The 16,387-nt window shown below is 50.5% G+C and carries 18 protein-coding genes; 1 reads left to right on the top strand and 17 read right to left on the bottom strand.

Annotated elements, in window-relative coordinates:
* Nucleotides 1-45: 45 nt before the first annotated feature.
* The 14 genes from BBD38_RS01570 to BBD38_RS01635 all read right to left on the bottom strand — a co-directional run bounded on the left by BBD38_RS01570 (nucleotide 46) and on the right by BBD38_RS01635 (nucleotide 13,838).
* Nucleotides 46-1,251, bottom strand: a complete 1,206-nt coding sequence (locus BBD38_RS01570) for a CynX/NimT family MFS transporter (RefSeq protein WP_066683768.1) — start codon at nucleotides 1,249-1,251, stop codon at nucleotides 46-48.
* 388 nt (nucleotides 1,252-1,639) lie between these two features.
* Nucleotides 1,640-2,287, bottom strand: coding sequence for a translation elongation factor Ts (gene tsf / locus BBD38_RS01575; protein ID WP_066683769.1), 648 nt, complete (start codon nucleotides 2,285-2,287; stop codon nucleotides 1,640-1,642).
* Between the two features lie 20 nt (nucleotides 2,288-2,307).
* Nucleotides 2,308-3,150, bottom strand: coding sequence for a 30S ribosomal protein S2 (rpsB, locus tag BBD38_RS01580; protein WP_066683771.1), 843 nt, complete (start codon nucleotides 3,148-3,150; stop codon nucleotides 2,308-2,310).
* Between the two features lie 140 nt (nucleotides 3,151-3,290).
* Entirely contained in the window at nucleotides 3,291-3,893 is a 603-nt protein-coding gene (gene hisIE / locus BBD38_RS01585) for a bifunctional phosphoribosyl-AMP cyclohydrolase/phosphoribosyl-ATP diphosphatase HisIE (protein WP_066683772.1), read from the bottom strand.
* Between the two features lies 1 nt (nucleotide 3,894).
* Nucleotides 3,895-4,656: an imidazole glycerol phosphate synthase subunit HisF gene (gene hisF, locus BBD38_RS01590; RefSeq protein ID WP_066683773.1), complete on the bottom strand. Its 762-nt coding sequence runs from the start codon at nucleotides 4,654-4,656 to the stop codon at nucleotides 3,895-3,897.
* Nucleotides 4,657-5,370 carry a 1-(5-phosphoribosyl)-5-[(5-phosphoribosylamino)methylideneamino]imidazole-4-carboxamide isomerase gene (hisA, locus tag BBD38_RS01595; protein ID WP_066683774.1) on the bottom strand — a complete coding sequence of 238 codons (714 nt, stop codon included), beginning with the start codon at nucleotides 5,368-5,370 and terminating at the stop codon, nucleotides 4,657-4,659.
* Nucleotides 5,367-5,972, bottom strand: a complete 606-nt coding sequence (hisH, locus tag BBD38_RS01600) for an imidazole glycerol phosphate synthase subunit HisH (RefSeq protein ID WP_066683776.1) — start codon at nucleotides 5,970-5,972, stop codon at nucleotides 5,367-5,369. The genes hisA and hisH overlap by 4 nt, the downstream gene beginning before the upstream one ends.
* Nucleotides 5,969-6,556: an imidazoleglycerol-phosphate dehydratase HisB gene (hisB, locus tag BBD38_RS01605; protein ID WP_066684215.1), complete on the bottom strand. Its 588-nt coding sequence runs from the start codon at nucleotides 6,554-6,556 to the stop codon at nucleotides 5,969-5,971. Before hisB ends, hisH begins: the two co-directional genes overlap by 4 nt.
* Before the next feature lie 13 nt (nucleotides 6,557-6,569).
* Complete coding sequence (gene hisD / locus BBD38_RS01610) at nucleotides 6,570-7,853, bottom strand: histidinol dehydrogenase (RefSeq protein ID WP_066683777.1); 1,284 nt, start codon at nucleotides 7,851-7,853, stop codon at nucleotides 6,570-6,572.
* A gap of 1 nt (nucleotide 7,854) precedes the next feature.
* On the bottom strand, nucleotides 7,855-8,487 hold the full coding sequence (gene hisG, locus BBD38_RS01615; RefSeq protein WP_066683780.1) for an ATP phosphoribosyltransferase: 633 nt from the start codon (nucleotides 8,485-8,487) through the stop codon (nucleotides 7,855-7,857).
* Nucleotides 8,488-8,489: 2 nt separating this feature from the next.
* The gene (hisZ, locus tag BBD38_RS01620) at nucleotides 8,490-9,656 is read right to left on the bottom strand and encodes an ATP phosphoribosyltransferase regulatory subunit (protein WP_066683782.1); all 1,167 of its coding nucleotides are present in this window, start codon (nucleotides 9,654-9,656) and stop codon (nucleotides 8,490-8,492) included.
* Between the two features lie 89 nt (nucleotides 9,657-9,745).
* Nucleotides 9,746-11,755 (bottom strand): ATP-dependent DNA helicase RecG, encoded by a 2,010-nt coding sequence (gene recG, locus BBD38_RS01625; RefSeq protein WP_066683783.1) that lies wholly within the window; start codon nucleotides 11,753-11,755, stop codon nucleotides 9,746-9,748.
* 69 nt (nucleotides 11,756-11,824) lie between these two features.
* A complete protein-coding gene (locus tag BBD38_RS01630) occupies nucleotides 11,825-13,471 on the bottom strand; it encodes a DAK2 domain-containing protein (RefSeq protein WP_235829076.1) in 1,647 nt (548 codons plus the stop codon).
* Between the two features lie 13 nt (nucleotides 13,472-13,484).
* On the bottom strand, nucleotides 13,485-13,838 hold the full coding sequence (locus BBD38_RS01635) for an Asp23/Gls24 family envelope stress response protein (protein WP_066683785.1): 354 nt from the start codon (nucleotides 13,836-13,838) through the stop codon (nucleotides 13,485-13,487).
* Nucleotides 13,839-14,021: 183 nt separating this feature from the next.
* Here BBD38_RS01635 and rpmB point away from each other — a divergent pair, with 183 nt between their 5' ends.
* Nucleotides 14,022-14,213, top strand: coding sequence for a 50S ribosomal protein L28 (gene rpmB / locus BBD38_RS14205; protein WP_082771148.1), 192 nt, complete (start codon nucleotides 14,022-14,024; stop codon nucleotides 14,211-14,213).
* A gap of 55 nt (nucleotides 14,214-14,268) precedes the next feature.
* On the opposite strand, the gene BBD38_RS01640 is transcribed toward rpmB, so the two are convergent.
* The 3 genes from BBD38_RS01640 to rsgA are packed head-to-tail and all read right to left on the bottom strand — an operon-like array spanning nucleotide 14,269 to nucleotide 16,382.
* Nucleotides 14,269-14,895 (bottom strand): thiamine diphosphokinase, encoded by a 627-nt coding sequence (locus tag BBD38_RS01640; RefSeq protein WP_066683787.1) that lies wholly within the window; start codon nucleotides 14,893-14,895, stop codon nucleotides 14,269-14,271.
* Between the two features lies 1 nt (nucleotide 14,896).
* Nucleotides 14,897-15,544 (bottom strand): ribulose-phosphate 3-epimerase, encoded by a 648-nt coding sequence (gene rpe, locus BBD38_RS01645; RefSeq protein WP_066683789.1) that lies wholly within the window; start codon nucleotides 15,542-15,544, stop codon nucleotides 14,897-14,899.
* A gap of 1 nt (nucleotide 15,545) precedes the next feature.
* Entirely contained in the window at nucleotides 15,546-16,382 is an 837-nt protein-coding gene (gene rsgA / locus BBD38_RS01650; RefSeq protein WP_172807729.1) for a ribosome small subunit-dependent GTPase A, read from the bottom strand.
* Nucleotides 16,383-16,387 lie beyond the last annotated feature (5 nt).

Raw genomic sequence — 16,387 nt, forward strand, 5'->3', positions numbered from 1 at the left:
TTTGTATGATAAACGTCCGTTCTAAAAAACGACCGAATGCTCGTATCAACGCATATTTTCAATACGGCCTGTAAAAGAAACCGTACGCCGCTTTCCCGCAAAAATTCCCGACACAAACAGCACGATGGTCATTAGTACCAGAAAAACAATAGGAATTTCCCATGAAGCAGCCCTATCGTAGATACCGCCCAGCAATGCCGGACTGACAGCAGCCACGGCGTATCCAAAGGATTGGGAAACTCCGGACAGTGCTGCCGTCTGTGCCGCATTGTTGGTACGCAGGCCCATCAGGCACATGGCAAGACTCAGGCACGCGCCCGTACAGAAGCCACAGAGCAGGACCCCCAGCAAAAGGGCCGCCTGCGAATCGGCCGATAAAAACAGAAGGAGCCCCGCCGCATAAATTCCGGCAATCACACTTGCTAAAATCCGTTGGTCTTTCAGCTTCCCGGCCATCAGCGGTACGGCAAAGGAAGCCGGGATTCCGACCCACTGGTAAACCGATGCAAAATAACCGGCAATATTCGGTGCAATTCCCTTTGATTGCAGGATTGCCGGCAGCCACGCCACAAAGCTGTAAAACAGCAAGGATTGCACCCCCATATAAACCGCTACGCTCCAAGTAACAGGCGATTTGAGTAAACCTCCCGGCCGGGCCGGTTCTTTTTCCGACGGCTGCGCCGTTTGATACTTCCACATGGGCAGCCATACGACAACTGCAATTGCTGCCGGAAGCAGCCAAACGGCCAATGCGCCATGCCATCCGAAGGGGCTGTTATTTGCGACCGGAACACTGATTCCGGAAGATAACCCTGCAAAAAGAGCAATACAGGTGGTATAAATACCCGTGAGCACACCTACCCTGGCCGTGAACGCCGACTTTATTATACTGGGGAGCAGTACATTACCAAAGGCAATGCCGACGCCGATGATAGCGGTGCCGCTGAAAAAGGCAGCCATGCTGCCAGAGGACCGCAAGGCAATCCCCGCCGCCAAGACCATCATGCTTACCGTCAGGGTTTTCCCCATTCCAAAGCGGCTTGATATTTTTCCCGCAAAGGGGGAAACGATGGCAAAAGCGATTAAAGGAACGGTGGTAATCATGCCGGATACAGAACCTGACAGCTGCAAATCCCCCATTATATCGGATATCAGCGAGCCAACTCCCGTTATTGAGGAACGCAAATTGCATGCGATCAGGATGATGCCGATAACCAGTATTTTTTCCTTATGTTTATATAGTACGGACATAGAAAGGCTTCCTCTCCTTTTATGCTTTGACCCTGCGTTTTTATCCCATTCATGGCGGTAATGTTTTCTCTCGTTTGTGACACTGCTTCATGTGATTACCGGAAGCTGGACCGGGCTTTTCTTCCTGCCCCGGCCACAGGCCCATGCTTTTAAACTTAATGCAAAATTAAAATTTTGTGCGGCTTTCACCATAAAAAGCACTTTTAACGCCATGAACGACATCTTTATTCACCAACCGGTATATCCTGATGCGTCGGCCTTTTGAAAACAATAAAAAACGGGCCAATCCTTGTGACCAGCCCGTTTTTTTATTACTATTTTGTTTTAGACCAATATCGGCTTTTGCGCCACCCCGAAGAATAATCCGGGCGGCAGATCAAAGCGCCAATTAAAGTCCGGCCTGCTCCATAACTTCCTTTTGGAAATCATCCTGGCGCTTTTCAAGGCCTTCGCCCATCTCATACCTTGTAAAACGGCGGATCGAAATTTTTTCGCCGATTGTCGCAACCTGGTCGTTTACCAACTCCTGCACCGTTTTGTCGGGGTCTTTGACAAACGGCTGGTCAAGCAGGCAGATTTCTTTCTTGAACTTCTTAATCCTGCCTTCCACCATTTTCTCGACAACGTTCGCAGGCTTCCCTTCGTTGAGGGCCTGCGCCGTCAGGATTTCCTTTTCCTTCTCAAGAACAGCCGGGTCAACTTCCTCTTCCGATACATACATCGGGTTGGCAGCCGCGATGTGCATTGCCACATCTTTTACAAATGCCTGGAACGCATCCGTCTTCGCAACAAAGTCCGTCTCGCAGTTTACTTCCACCAGAACGCCAATTTTGCCGCCCATGTGGATATAGGAGCCTACAACTCCTTCCGCAGCGATTCTGCCGGCCTTTTTCACAGCCGCCGCGAGACCCTTCTCACGCAGCAGTTCGCTTGCCTTTTCCATATCTCCGTTTGCTTCCTGCAGGGCATTCTTGCAGTCCATCATGCCCGCGCCGGAACGCTCACGCAATGTTTTTACATCACTTGCCGAAACCATCTATATTCTACCTCCGATACTTATTTTTCTTCTTCTACGACTACGGCTTCCACTTCCGCAACTTCTGCTTCCGGAAGAATTTCCTGAGCGATTTCTTCCGCAATTTCTTCGGCAGCCGCTACTTCTTCTTCCGCCTCGGTAAGCACTTCCGCTGCTTCTTCCGCTTCCTCTTCCATCTGCTCGCCCTGCTTCCCTTCAAGAACGGCATCCGCCATCTTGGAAGTAATGAGCTTTACCGCACGGATTGCATCATCATTGCCCGGAATCGGATAATCCACTTCGTCGGGATCACAGTTTGTATCGACAATCGCAACCACCGGGATGCCAAGGTTTCTCGCTTCCGCAATGGCAATATGCTCTTTGCGCGGGTCCACTATGAAGAGCGCACCCGGCAGGTCTTTCATTTCACGAATACCGCCAAGGTTCTTCAGCAGTTTTTCCTTTTCATGCATCAACTGGATAACTTCCTTTTTGGGAAGAAGTTCCATATCGCCGTTCTGCTCCATCTCTTCGATTTTGTTGAGACGCGCTACACGGCTCTTAATCGTTTTGAAGTTGGTAAGCATTCCGCCCAGCCAACGGTTGGAAACGTAATACATTCCGCAGCGTTTTGCCTCCGCTTCAATCGACTCCTGCGCCTGTTTTTTCGTACCGACAAAAAGCACCGTTTTGTTGTCCATAGCGATGTCGCGCACGAAATAATATGCTTTTTCCACTTCTTTGACTGTTTTTTGAAGGTCAATGATGTAGATACCATTCCGCTCCGTGAAAATAAACCGTTTCATTTTCGGATTCCACCGGCGCGTCTGGTGACCGAAGTGCACTCCTGCTTCCAGGAGCTGTTTCATAGAAATAACTGACATAATAAATTTACCTCCTCGTTTTATGCCTCCCCGCGCTTCGTTTCCCCAGCATGACCCTTTGGGCACGAGTGCTGGAAATCTGCGCGAGTGCGTTATTAGGTGTTATTGTACCACATCTTCGGATGCCTTTGCAAGGAAATTTATCTTCTCCCCTGCAATTCTCCGAATAATTCCGTAAGGCTGAGTCCCTTTTCATTCATCAGCACCAACAGGTGATAAATCAGGTCGGCCGCCTCGTACCGGAGCTCGGAAGTCCCCGGATTTTTGGACGCGATGATTACCTCCGCGCTTTCTTCCCCGATTTTCTTTAAAATTTTGTCAATTCCCTTTTCAAACAAATAGTTGGTATAAGAGCCTTCCTTCGGGTGGACTTTGCGGTCCGCAATCAGGTCATAGAGCTCATAAAGCAGCGAGGAATTCGCTACTTTCGCGTTTTCCTGCACCAGGTTGAAAAAGCAGGAATATTCCCCGGTATGGCAGGCAACGCCGGTTTGTTCCACCTTAAGCAGCACACAGTCCCCGTCGCAGTCGAGGCTTACGCTTACCACTTTTTGCACATTCCCGGAAGTTTCTCCTTTTTTCCAGAGCTGCTTCCTGGAGCGTGAATAATAGTGCGCATATCCCGTTTCAAGCGTTTTATCATATGCTTCCCGGTTCATATAGGCCTGCATCAAAACGGCGCCCGTACGCGCCTCCTGCGCAATTGCAGGGACAAGTCCCTTTTCATCAAATTTGATTTCCATATTATATACTCCTTACCGCAATTCCATTTTGTTTCAAGTAGTCTTTTACCTGCCGGATTGTCAATTCTTTGTAGTGGAACAGGGAGGCCGCCAGCACCGCGCTCGCATCCGCCTCGCGGATTACTTCGGCAAAATGCTCCATCTTCCCTGCGCCGCCCGACGCAATAACCGGAACGCCCACATTTTCACATACCAGTTTTGTAAGCTCGATGTTATAGCCTTCCTTTGTGCCGTCGGCATCCATGCTGGTCAGCAAAATTTCACCCGCGCCGCGTTTCACCGCTTCTTTTGCCCACTGAACGGCGTCTTTTCCGGTATTGACCCTGCCGCCGTTTAAGTAAACGTCATATTTTCCTGCCGCGTTCTTTTTTGCGTCGATCGCCACGACAACGCATTGGCTGCCAAAACGCGCCGCCGCATCGTTAATCAATCCGGGGGTCTTAAGCGCGGTCGAATTGATGGAAATTTTATCGGCTCCAGCTTTCAAAATGCGCCGGAAATCATCTACGGTACGGATTCCCCCGCCTACGGTAAGCGGAATAAACACCTGTTCCGCCGTACGCGCGACAACCTCCTCCATAATTCCCCGGCCATCCGAGGAGGCTGTAATATCAAGGAATGTAATTTCATCCGCGCCCTGCGCGTTATAAGCTTTTGCTATTTCCACCGGATCGCCCGCATCCCGGATGTCGACAAAATTAACCCCTTTTACAACACGGCCCGCGTGAACGTCGAGGCATGGGATAATTCTTCGTGTCAGCATCTATTTTGCCGCCTTCATTGCGTCCTGCAAGGTGAACGCCCCGTCATAAAGGGCCCGCCCCACAATGCATCCGCACGCCCCTGTCTCACGCACCTTCCTGATGTCGTCAAGACTGCTGATTCCGCCGGAAGCAATCAGGTTCATCCATGTTTCTTTGACAATCATTTCCGTTTTATCCAAATTCGGCCCTTCCATCATGCCGTCCTTGGAAATATCGGTATAAATAATATTGGCTACGCCCATTTTATGCATATCCTTTGCCAGGCTGACCGGATCGATATTCGAGTTCTCCGCCCATCCCTTGATTGCCACACGGCCCTCCTTTGCATCAATCCCTACTGCAATACGGTCTTTATAGCGCGCCACCGCCCATTTGACAAGCTCCGGGTTCTCCACAGCCGCCGTCCCGAGGATCACGCGGGAAATGCCCGCGTCGTCGAGCCGGACGCGGATATCTTCCTTGGTCCGCACGCCGCCGCCCATCTGGACGGGTATCTTGATGGACTGCACCAGCTTTGTAATAATATCCTGATTCACAAAGGAACCGGAAAACGCCGCGTCAAGATCAACCACGTGCAAATAGTAGGCGCCCTCGTCTTCCCAGCGTTTCGCCATTTCAATCGGGTCGCCGTACTCGGTGGAACGCTGCAGCTCTCCCTGCATCAGGCGAACGCATTTCCCATCCCTGATGTCAATTGCAGGATAAATTTTCATAACACCAAACCTCCAAAATTTTTCAGCATAGCAAGGCCTGTTTCACCGCTTTTCTCCGGGTGGAACTGCAGGCCGAATAAATTGTCCTTCTGCACGGCGGAAACAAATTCATATCCGTATTCCGTCCGGGCAATCACATTTTCTTCGGGAACTCCATCGGCGTGATAGGAATGCACAAAGTAAACATATTGCTCCTCACCGCCATTTTTAAACAGGGGATTATCTGTAATTTTAAGCGAATTCCACCCCATATGCGGTACGCGCATGCCGTTGGAACGGAAAGGCTTCACTTCCCCGCTGACAAGCCCCAGCGCCTCGTATTCGCCGTTTTCATAGCTCTTTTTGAATAACAGCTGCATGCCGAGGCAGATTCCCAGAAATGGTTTCCCGCTCTCCGCCTGCCGTATAATTTCCCCGGTAAGCCCGCGCCGGCTGAGGCTCGCCAGCGCATCCGCAACCGCCCCCACTCCCGGTAAAACAATATGGCTGGCATCCTGAAGGTCCTGCTTGCGGTCCGTCACGCACACATCAAACCCAAGATATTGGAACGCTTTTTCCACGCTGCGCAGGTTGCCCATTCCATAGTCAATTACCGCAATCATAATACGCCTTTCGTGGAAAATACACCCTTGATTTGCGGATCGACAGACACCGCTTCCCTGAGCGCCTGTCCAAACGCTTTGAACGCCGCTTCAATAATATGATGCGTATTTTTTCCATATTGCAGGTTGAGGTGCAGGGTAAGGCCCGCGTTCACCGCAACCGCACGGAAAAATTCCTCGCATAGTTCCGCGTCAAAGTCCCCCACCTTATTTTGGCGCAGCTCCATATGATAGACAAAATACGGCCTGCTGCTGATATCGAGATTCACCATCATAAGCGTCTCGTCCATAGGCACAAATTTCGTCGCATATCTCCTGATCCCCGCCTTATCGCCAAGCGCAGTCTTAATCGCCCCGCCAAGGGCAATCCCGCAGTCTTCCACCGTATGGTGCGCGTCCACATAGGTATCTCCCTTGCAGGAAAGTTCAAGGTCCACCATTGCATGCCTGGTAAACAGGTCAAGCATATGGTCAAGGAACCCCACGCCCGTATCAATCTTATAAATCCCGGAACCGTCCAGCTCAATTGCCAGTCGAATGTCCGTTTCATTTGTCGTTCTTGCCACTGCGCCTTTTCTTGCCACGTATTTTCCCCCTTCAACCTTCAAAGCGAATTGCCGCGGACTGCGCGTGTGCGTCAAGTCCTTCCGCCTGTGCAAAGGCCTCCACCTTGCGGAAAACCTTTTCAAATTCTTCCTTAGAATAGTATATCACACTGGATTTCTTTTGAAAATCGTCTACATTAAGCGGCGAGGAGAACCGTGCCGTCCCGTTTGTCGGAAGCACATGGTTCGTGCCCGCGAAATAATCGCCGAGCGGTTCCGGCGAATATTCGCCTAAAAAGATAGAACCTGCATTCCTGATTTTCGGCAGCAGGGCCTGCGGGTCCTCCGTACAAATTTCAAGATGCTCGGGGGCAATCCGGTTTGCTGTCTCCACTGCTTCATCAAGCGTTTCCGCCACAATAATCGTTCCATAATTTTCCAGTGACTTCAGGACAATATCCTTTTTCGGCAGCAGCTCCGCCTGCCGTATGATTTCTGTGCGGACCGCTTCCGCTTTTTCCCTGCTGACCGTCACAAGCATACAGGCCGCAAGCTCGTCGTGCTCCGCCTGTGAAAGAAAATCCGCGGCGATGTAACGCTCATTTGCATGATCGTCTGCGATTACCAGCACTTCGGACGGCCCGGCAATCATATCGATTCCAACCTGCCCATACACGCTCTTTTTCGCGAGCGCGACATAAATATTGCCCGGGCCCGTAATTTTATCCATACGCGGAACGCTTTCCGTCCCATAAGCAAAAGCGGCGATTGCCTGCGCGCCGCCCATTTTGAAAATTTTGTGCGCACCCGCGATTTTTGCCGCCGCAATTGTCACCGGATTCACCTTTCCTCCCTGTGCGGGTGTTGCGACAAAGATATTGGTAACTCCAGCGCATTTTGCAGGAATGATATTCATCAGGACACTCGACGGATAGGCAGCCTTTCCGCCCGGGACATATACGCCGGCATATTCAACCGGCAAATACAGCTGTCCCAAATATTTTCCGTCTTTTTCTATAAACCAATTTTCCCGCCGCTGGCGGTTATGGAATTCCTCGATATTTTCCGCTGCTTCCCTCATTACGGTAAGCAGTGAGGAGTCAACCGACCCGAAGGCCCGGTTGATTTCTTCCTCCGTAACCATGAGGTTGTTTGCATTTGCTTCAAAACCGTCAAAACGTGCAATATAGGAGAAAAGGGCCTGGTCGCCTTTTTCCCGCACGTTTTCCAGCACTTCGTCGACAATTTTTTGCTGACCGGAGTAGTCCGTATTTGCGCGTTCCATCAAACGCTTTTTAATGGAATCCGTTTCTTTCGCCGAAAGTACAGGCAGCATATCACATATCCTCCAGTGCAATTTTCATTTTTTCAATGAGCGGCTGGATTTTTTCCGCTTTGGTTTTCAGGCTTACCTGGTTCACCACAAGACGCGCGCTGATATCGCATACCTCTTCCAGGATGGTAAGGCCGTTTTCGCGAATCGTGGTCCCGCTCTCCACGATATCCACGATGACGTCCGAAAGATCGAGGATCGGCGCAAGCTCGATACTGCCGTTCAGCTTGATAATCTCGATTCCTTCGCCTTTTTCGTCGTAATACATTTTGGCAATCCGCGGATATTTCGTTGCAACCCGCGTAATATTGGATGTAATGCGTTCCTTCTGCTCTGGGTAGCCCGCCACGCATACCTTGCATTTCCCGCATTTAAGGTCAAGCATCTCATAAAGGGGAAGGCCCTCTTCAAGCAGCGTATCCTTTCCCGCAATACCGATATCCGCCACGCCCCGGTACACATATACGGGGACGTCGGAAGGCTTTACAAGCACAAAACGCAATTCATTTTTCTTATCATAAACGACCAGCTTACGCGTATCTTCCCGCAGCTGGGACGTATCGATTCCGCATTTGGAAAACAATTCGATTGCAAATTTTGCCAGCCTGCCCTTGGCAAGCGCAATTGTCAGCTCCATATTTATTTCGCCCTCCCGTTAAAATCCACAACCTCAAAGCATGCAGGATCATAAGCGCTTCCGTTGAGTTCAAGAATTACCTGCTTTCCCTGCCCCCGCAGCTCCTGCGCATAAGCAAACGCCTGCCGCAGCATGTTCCTGTCCGCACGTATGACCATCGTCTTTCCAAACGCCCGCGGCAGTTTTCCCTGCCGTTCCAGCACGACAAGCAGTTCTTTTACGCCCATTGCAAAGCCTGTCGCCGGAGCATCCGTGCCAAACTCGCGCAGCAGCTCGTCATAACGTCCGCCCGAAAGGATCGGCATCCCGATTCCATCCGATATTCCACGGAAAATAATCCCCGAGTAATAATTGAAATTGTTGAGGATACCAAAATCAATCGACAGGTAATCCTCGTATCCGAACCCGCAAAGGATATCGAACACCTCGCGGATATTTTCAACCGCCTTACGGCATTCTTCACTTTTTGCGAGCGCTTCCGCTTTTGCGAGCGCTTCCCTTCCGCCGAACAAGCCGCCGAGCTCCAAAAGCGCTTTCTTTTTGGACGCTTCCATATTAAGGCGGGAAAGCTCATATTCCAATTCGACATTATTCTTGGTATCCACCAGTAAACGGATACGTTCCGTTTGTTCCTCGTCAAGCCCGCTTCCTTCGATTAACCCCTTGAAATAGGCTACCTGCCCAAGCTCTATCTTGAAGCCGTCAAGACCAATTTTCCGCAGGGTGCCAATTGCAAGCGCAATTACCTCCGCGTCCGCATCCGCTCCCCGTTTCCCGATCAGTTCCACCCCGGCCTGTGTGAATTCTGTCTTTCCGGCGATTCCGCGGTTGAAGAAGCCAAAGGCATTTTGTATATAGCACAGGCGCAACACTTCCTGCCGGGCGAGAAGCTTCGTTGCAGCCGCCCGTGCAATCGGCCCGGTGAGATCGGGACGCAGCGCGAGTATCCTTCCCTTCTGGTCAAAAAATTTCATCATGTTTTCCTGAACATACGGCACGGAGTCATGCATAAATACTTCATAATATTCAAAGGACGGGGTTTCGATTTCGTTATACCCGTTTTTCAGGAAACTATCCCTTATCTCATTTTCTATTTTCCTTTTTGCCGCGCACTCTTCCGGCAGATAATCCCACGCTCCTGCGGGAACTTGTGTTTTCAGTTGTTTCATCCTGCATCCATTCCTTCGATAATTTAGCGTAGTAAATCGCTATCACGTTACTATAATAATATAAACAATTCTTCCTGTCAAGCAACAACTTAATTTAAAGCAATCTCAATTAATTTCCGGCCCAGCTGTTCGCGCGCTATAGCGGTTACGGCCGCATACTCCTGCCCGCCCGATTTTTTCAGCTGTGCAAGCACGTCGCGCGTCCGCACGAGAAGGCCCATATCCGTAATAAGGTTTGCCACCTTCAGCGTTCCGGCCCCGTGCTGGCGTGTTCCAAGGACGTCGCCCGTTCCCCGGAGCTGCATATCCTTTTCCGCAATTTCAAATCCATCGCTGCTTGAAACAAGGACGCGCAGCCGTTCATACGCGTTCTGGTGATCGGAAACAAGGAAGCAATATGACTGCTGCCCCCCACGGCCGACACGGCCCCGGAGCTGGTGAAGCTGAGCGAGTCCAAAACGTTCTGCGTTCATAACCGCCATGACCGTCGCGTTCGGGACATTGATCCCGACCTCGATTACCGTGGTGGACACCAGAATCTGCAGCGTCCCGCGGGAAAAATCCTCCATGATTTTCTGCTTTTCGGCATTTTTTAGTTTTCCGTGAATCAACGCCATCCGCACACCGGGATAACATTCCTGCAGCTCGTCAAACATCTGCCTGGCCGATTTTGCTTCCATGCCCTCGCTGTCCTCAATCAGCGGGCACACGATATAGGCCTGCCTGCCAAGGGAAACTTCATTTTTGATAAAGCCGATCATGTCGTTATACTTACTGCCGTGGATCAGGTACGTTTTTATTTCCTTACGGCCGGGTGGAAGCTCGTCAACGATGGAAATATCCGTATGCCCAAACAAAACGAGTGAAAGCGTGCGCGGGATGGGAGTTGCCGACATAATCAGCGTGTGTACGTCCTGCTGCCCGCCGGAAAGGGCGGCGCGCTGCTTTACCCCGAATCGGTGCTGTTCATCCGTAATAATCAGCCCGAGATTCCTGAAAACAAGGTCCCCGTATAAAAGCGCATGTGTTCCAATCACAATTTTCCCGGAACCGTTTTCAATTTTTTCGCGCAATTCATTTTTTTTCTTTGCCGTGAGCGCGCCCGTCAGGCAGACGACCTCGTCTTCGGGAAACAGTTTCACGGCCGTCTCATAATGCTGCTGCGCTAAAAGTTCGGTTGGCGCCATCAGGATGCTCTGGTATCCGTTCCTGCGCATGCAATCCATGGCAAAAAATGCAATTACTGTTTTGCCGCTTCCCACATCGCCCTGAACAAGGCGGCTCATTGCCTGCTCCCCTGTAAAATCTTTTACAATATCCTGCATGACGCGCTTCTGCGCCCCTGTCAATTCAAAGGGCAGACGCTCCGCAAACGCCTCGATAGGAACGGATTTTATCCGCATCCGGTTCTTGGAACGCTTTTCTTCCCCGAGCAACTCCAGCATTCTGTTGAATACAAGAAGTTCATCAAATATGATTCGCAAGCGGGCTTTTTCCGCATGCTCGGGCGTATTTGGAAAATGGACTTCTTTCAAGGCTTCTTTCAGGCCCGGAAGCCTATTCTTCCGGAGAAAATCATCGGAATAGGGCTCCGTGAGTTCTATGGCGTGCAACGCTTCGCGCAGGAATTTGCGAAGCATATTCTGCGTAAGGCCCGCCGTAAGCGGATAGATCGGTAAAAAGGCTTCCTTAGGCCTCTTGAAATAAAGCTCAGGCGAAGAAATGCGAACCTTGCCGAATTTCTGTTCCAGCTTTCCATAAATGTAGATCGTATTTCCCTGGGCAATATTATTTTTAATATAAAATTGATTGAAAATATCGACGTTCGCAATTCCCGTTCCGTCCGACACCTGAAAGGACGTAATTTCCAGCCGGTACCTGGGCCGTTTAACCTGCGGCTGCGAGAGTATCCTCACCTCAAAAAAAGCGGTTTCCCCAAAGCTGACGTCACGGATTTTCCTGCAAGTCGAGAAATCTTTATAAGTGCGCGGCAAATAGTAAAGCAAATCCCTGATTGTTGAAATTTCTACCTTCTGCAAAATTTTCGCTGTCTTCTCGCCCACCCCGGAAAGGCAGCGAACCGATTCGTTCAGTTGCATTTACGCTCCGTCCTTCTCCTTGAAAAGAAAAAAAGCCGACTACACGCCGGCTTCTATCACAAAACCATATTATTCCACCGAAATAATGTATGGATAGACCGGCTGCCCGCCATAGTGCACTTCTACGTCACAGTCCGGAAATGCCCCCGCGCACAGTGACTCCAATTCACCGGCCTGGTTTTCATCCGCATTTTCTCCATAATAAATGGTAACCAGCTCCGAATCCTCGTCCGCCATCTTTTCCAGCAACTCTTTAAACACGGATTTAAGGTCGGTCCCGTTTGCAACGATATCGCTTTCGGAAATGCCGATCAGGTCATCCCGTTTAATGGTATTGCCGTTCATTTTTGTATCGCGCACCGCATGGGTAATGAGCCCTGTTTTGACTTCCCCGATTACCCTGTCCATACGCTTTACATTCGTTTCGATATCGGCCTCCGGATCGTAGGCGACAGCCGCGGCGATTCCCTGGGGAATCGATTTCGTTTTGAGCACCACCACGTTTTTATCGCTCATTTCCGCCGCCTGTTCCGCGGCCAGAATGATATTTTTATTATTCGGGAGTACGATAATGTTGTTTGAAGGCGCATCCTCGACCGCCCGCAGGATGTCGTCTGTGGATGGATTCATGGATTGCCCGCCTTCTACAAAAGCCTCAATTTGCCAATCCTGGAAAATAGTCCGGATTCCATCGCCTGCCGTAACCGCCACCACCGCAATTTGCTTCAACTCCTTCTGCCCGGGAACGTCAATATCCGGGGCGAGCTCGGAAAGCTCCCTGTGCTGCTCACGCATATTATCGATCTTGATGTGGCTGAGCTCTCCCAAAATCTGTGCATATTGCAGGGCAAGCCCCGGCTCATTCGTATGGACGTGGGTCTTCACAAGGGAAAGGTCCCCGACCACCAATACGCAATCCCCAATCTTTGCCAGATTGCTCCGGTAGGTGTCAATATCCCGTTCCTTTACTTCGGGATAAAGGTTCTTGATGAAAAATTCCGTACAATAGCCAAACTGGATATCTTCCTTATCCGCATCGAGATTCGTAAAATCTACCACGACCCCTTTGGAATCCAAAATGTTCTCGGAATCCACTTCCACACCGTCGAGAACGGCCTTAAGCCCCATTACAATGGCAAGGAAACCCGCGCCGCCGGCGTCTACGACTCCCGCCTCTTTCAGGACCGGAAGCTGCTCCGGGGTTTCTTTCAGGGCTTTTTCCCCTTCCTGGATTACATATTCAAGCTGTGCGTACAGGTCGTCCGATTTCCCGGCCATAAGCTCGGCCGCTTCCGCCATTTTGGTCGCAACCGTGAGGATTGTTCCCTCCTTGGGCTTCATAACGGCTTTATAGGCATAATCAACGCCATTGCGGAAGGCCGCCGCAAATACAGAAGTATCGACCTTGCCGTCTGCTTTTGAAAGCGTATCCGCAAACCCGGCAAAAATCTGCGACAGGATAACGCCGGAGTTTCCCCGCGCGCCCTTCAGCGCCCCAAGGCTCAGCCCCTGAACAATGGCTTTCATATCCGACGGGTCCGCCGCCGCCACTTCCTTGGCCGCTGAAATCATTGTAAGCGACATATTGGTTCCCGTATCGCCGTCCGGCACGGGAAATACATTGAGCGCGTCAAGCGCGTCTTTGTTTTTTTCAAGGGTAGCGGCAGCCCCAATAATCATGTCCTTAAATTGCTGCCCATCCAGCAGTTCGATCAATTCGAGTTCCCCCTTAGATTTGAATCCCCTGTACAATAATATCTACGCTTTGTACGTTGAGGCCCGTTTCCTTTTCAATTGAATATTTTACTTTATCAATAATATTTTCCGCAACCGCCGACAACGAAACACCGTATTTCACCGTAATATACAGCTCAACGATAATATTTTCGGAGCCGTCCGTCTTGATCCGTACGCCCTTTTGCAGGTTATCGCCTTTAAACAGATTGGAAATCATTTCCGTAATGTTTTTCTGCGACATTCCAACAAGGCCATAGCACTCAAGCGCGCTGTATCCTGCAATCGACGCAATATAGTCTTCCGTATAGGTTACCGTTCCCAAATCGACCTTTAAACTTGCACTCATGAGAAAAACCTCCTAATGGTTTATTGATAATTATTATATAACAACTTATTGCCAATATCAATCGCCTATCCGCCTTATAGAAAGCAATTTAGCATACATTTCCAAAAAACCCTTGCATTGAGCGCCCATTAATGGTAAAATAAACGCTGTTTGAACGTACACACCAAGAGGGAGGTGTTTTAGATGGCAAAATATTGTGAGATTTGTTCAAAAGGCGTTGTGTCCGGCAACAAAGTCAGCCACTCGCACAGAACATCCAAAAGAATTTGGGCTCCAAACGTACAGCGTGTCAGGGTCATTGAAAATGGGACTCCTACAAGAAAATACGTATGCACGCGTTGCCTTCGTTCCGGAAAAGTCGAACGCTACGTATAATTTAAACCCGAGAAACAAAATTTTGGACAGATGCAAAAGCATCTGTCCTGTTTTTTTATTGCTTGTCTTTACAAATGAACACAAAATCATCGCTTTCAATCCTGGCATGCTCTTCCACGAAAAGATTGCTCACCCCGCGCGGCTTTTCGTTGGTAAGAAGAAGGCGTTCCAGCGGATAATAAAGACCGCGCGCAGTTACCACGGCCCGCTTGTTCATCGGAATAATCGATACGGTCTGCCCTTTTTTCCCATACAGGTCAAAGGTTCCGTTATGGAGGGTGATTTCCTGTTCGTCGTCCTCAATCGTAAGAAAAGCGCCTTTTTCAAGCGCATATTTCAGCAGCATCAAATTAGAGAGCAGATGGTCGATCCGTCCGCCCGTCGCACCAAGCAGCAATATTTCATCCGCCCCATGCTCCACGGCCATATCCACCGCGAGCGCCGCGTCCGTTTCGTTTTTCTCCGCAGGGACTGCGGCCAAATTGCTTTTTTCACGGTAAGCCTCAAGAAGCCCCGGTTCCACGGAATCCATATCTCCTATAATAAAATCGGGAACAAGATTAAAATTTTGGAACACCCGCAGGCCGCCGTCGACCGCAATTGTTATATCCGCCTTATGGGCCGCGCGTAAGAACAGTTCACGGCCCGGTGCGAGGCCGGAAGCAACCAGCAAAGCTTTCATTTTACTCGCCCCGCAAGGTGCGCACCGCCAGCGCCGGGTCATCCGCGCCAAACACCGCGCTGCCCGCAACAAGAACGGTTGCCCCTGCCTCCCGGAGCTGTGCACAATTTTTCATGTCCACACCGCCGTCCACCTCGATATCGATTTCCTTCCCTGCCGCGTCGATCATCGCGCGAAGGTCGGCAACCTTCTGCATGACCGCCGGAATGAAGCTCTGCCCGCCATAGCCCGGGTTTACCGACATCAGCAGAATCAGGTCCACATCGTCAAGGACGTATTTCACCATTTCAAGCGGCGTGGCGGGATTCAGCACAACGCCCGGTTTTTTCCCGCACTGCGCAATTTGCTTTAATACCCTCTGCAAATGATCTGTCGCTTCCGCATGAACGGTAATAAAATCCGCTCCTGCCTCTGCAAAGCGCTCAACATAACGTTCCGGCTGCACAATCATCAAATGCACATCGAGCGGAAGCTCGCTGATGTCCTTCAGACGTGAAATCATCTGGAAGCCAAACGAAATGTTCGGGACGAACACACCGTCCATGACGTCGCAGTGCAAATAATCTGCCCCGGCGCGTTCCATCAGCCGTACGCCTTGCTCCATATTACAAAAATCTGCCGATAATAAAGAAGGTGCTACTTTTGTCATATCACTTTTCCTCCAAAGAATGAATGATCCGCAAATACCGTTCATAACGTTCGCGGTTAATTTCTCCCGTTTCCACCGCCTGTTTCACGGTGCAGTCCGGCTCCCGGTCATGCATGCAGGAAACAAACCTGCAAGTCTTTCCAAACCTGCGAAATTCCGGATAACAGCCTGCAATTTCTTTTTTCTCCAGTTCCATCTCAAACATGGAAAAGCCGGGAGTATCCACGATGTATGCATCACAGTCCCGGATATAAAACAACTCCGCCTGGCGCGTCGTATGCCTGCCCCGGTCCGTCTTTTTACTGAGCCCCCCGGTTTCAAGCCCAAAGGATTCATCGAGGCGGTTCACCAGCGAAGACTTCCCGACCGCCGATTGTCCGGCAAGGCACACGCACATGGACCTGATCCTGTCTTTTAATCCGCCGATTCCTTCGCTGTTCCTGGCAGATGTCAGGACCGTATCGTAGCATGCGTATTGCTCCTCCAGTTCCCTTGCCCGTTCGCTGTCGGCATCCGTCTTATTGATTACCACCACGGGCTCAATATTATTCTGCTCTGCCTGAATCAGCAATTTATCGGCCAGCACCAGGTCAGCCGCCGGTTTTCCTGCCGAAAGCACCAGGAGTATCCTGTCGATGTTTGCCACCGCCGGACGTTTGACCGCATTTCTGCGCGGCAATATCTCTTCAATGGAACTATATCCGGTAAGGTCTTCAAATTCCACGAAATCGCCAACCATCGGCTTCATTTTTTCTTTGCGGAACCGGCCGCGCGCTTTACATTCGTGAACCGTTCCGTTTCCATCGCTCACATAATAAAAGCCGCCGATTCCTTTCACGATCC

Source organism: Christensenella intestinihominis, assembly GCF_001678845.1.
In the GTDB taxonomy this organism is placed as follows: Bacteria; Bacillota; Clostridia; order Christensenellales; family Christensenellaceae; genus Christensenella; species Christensenella intestinihominis.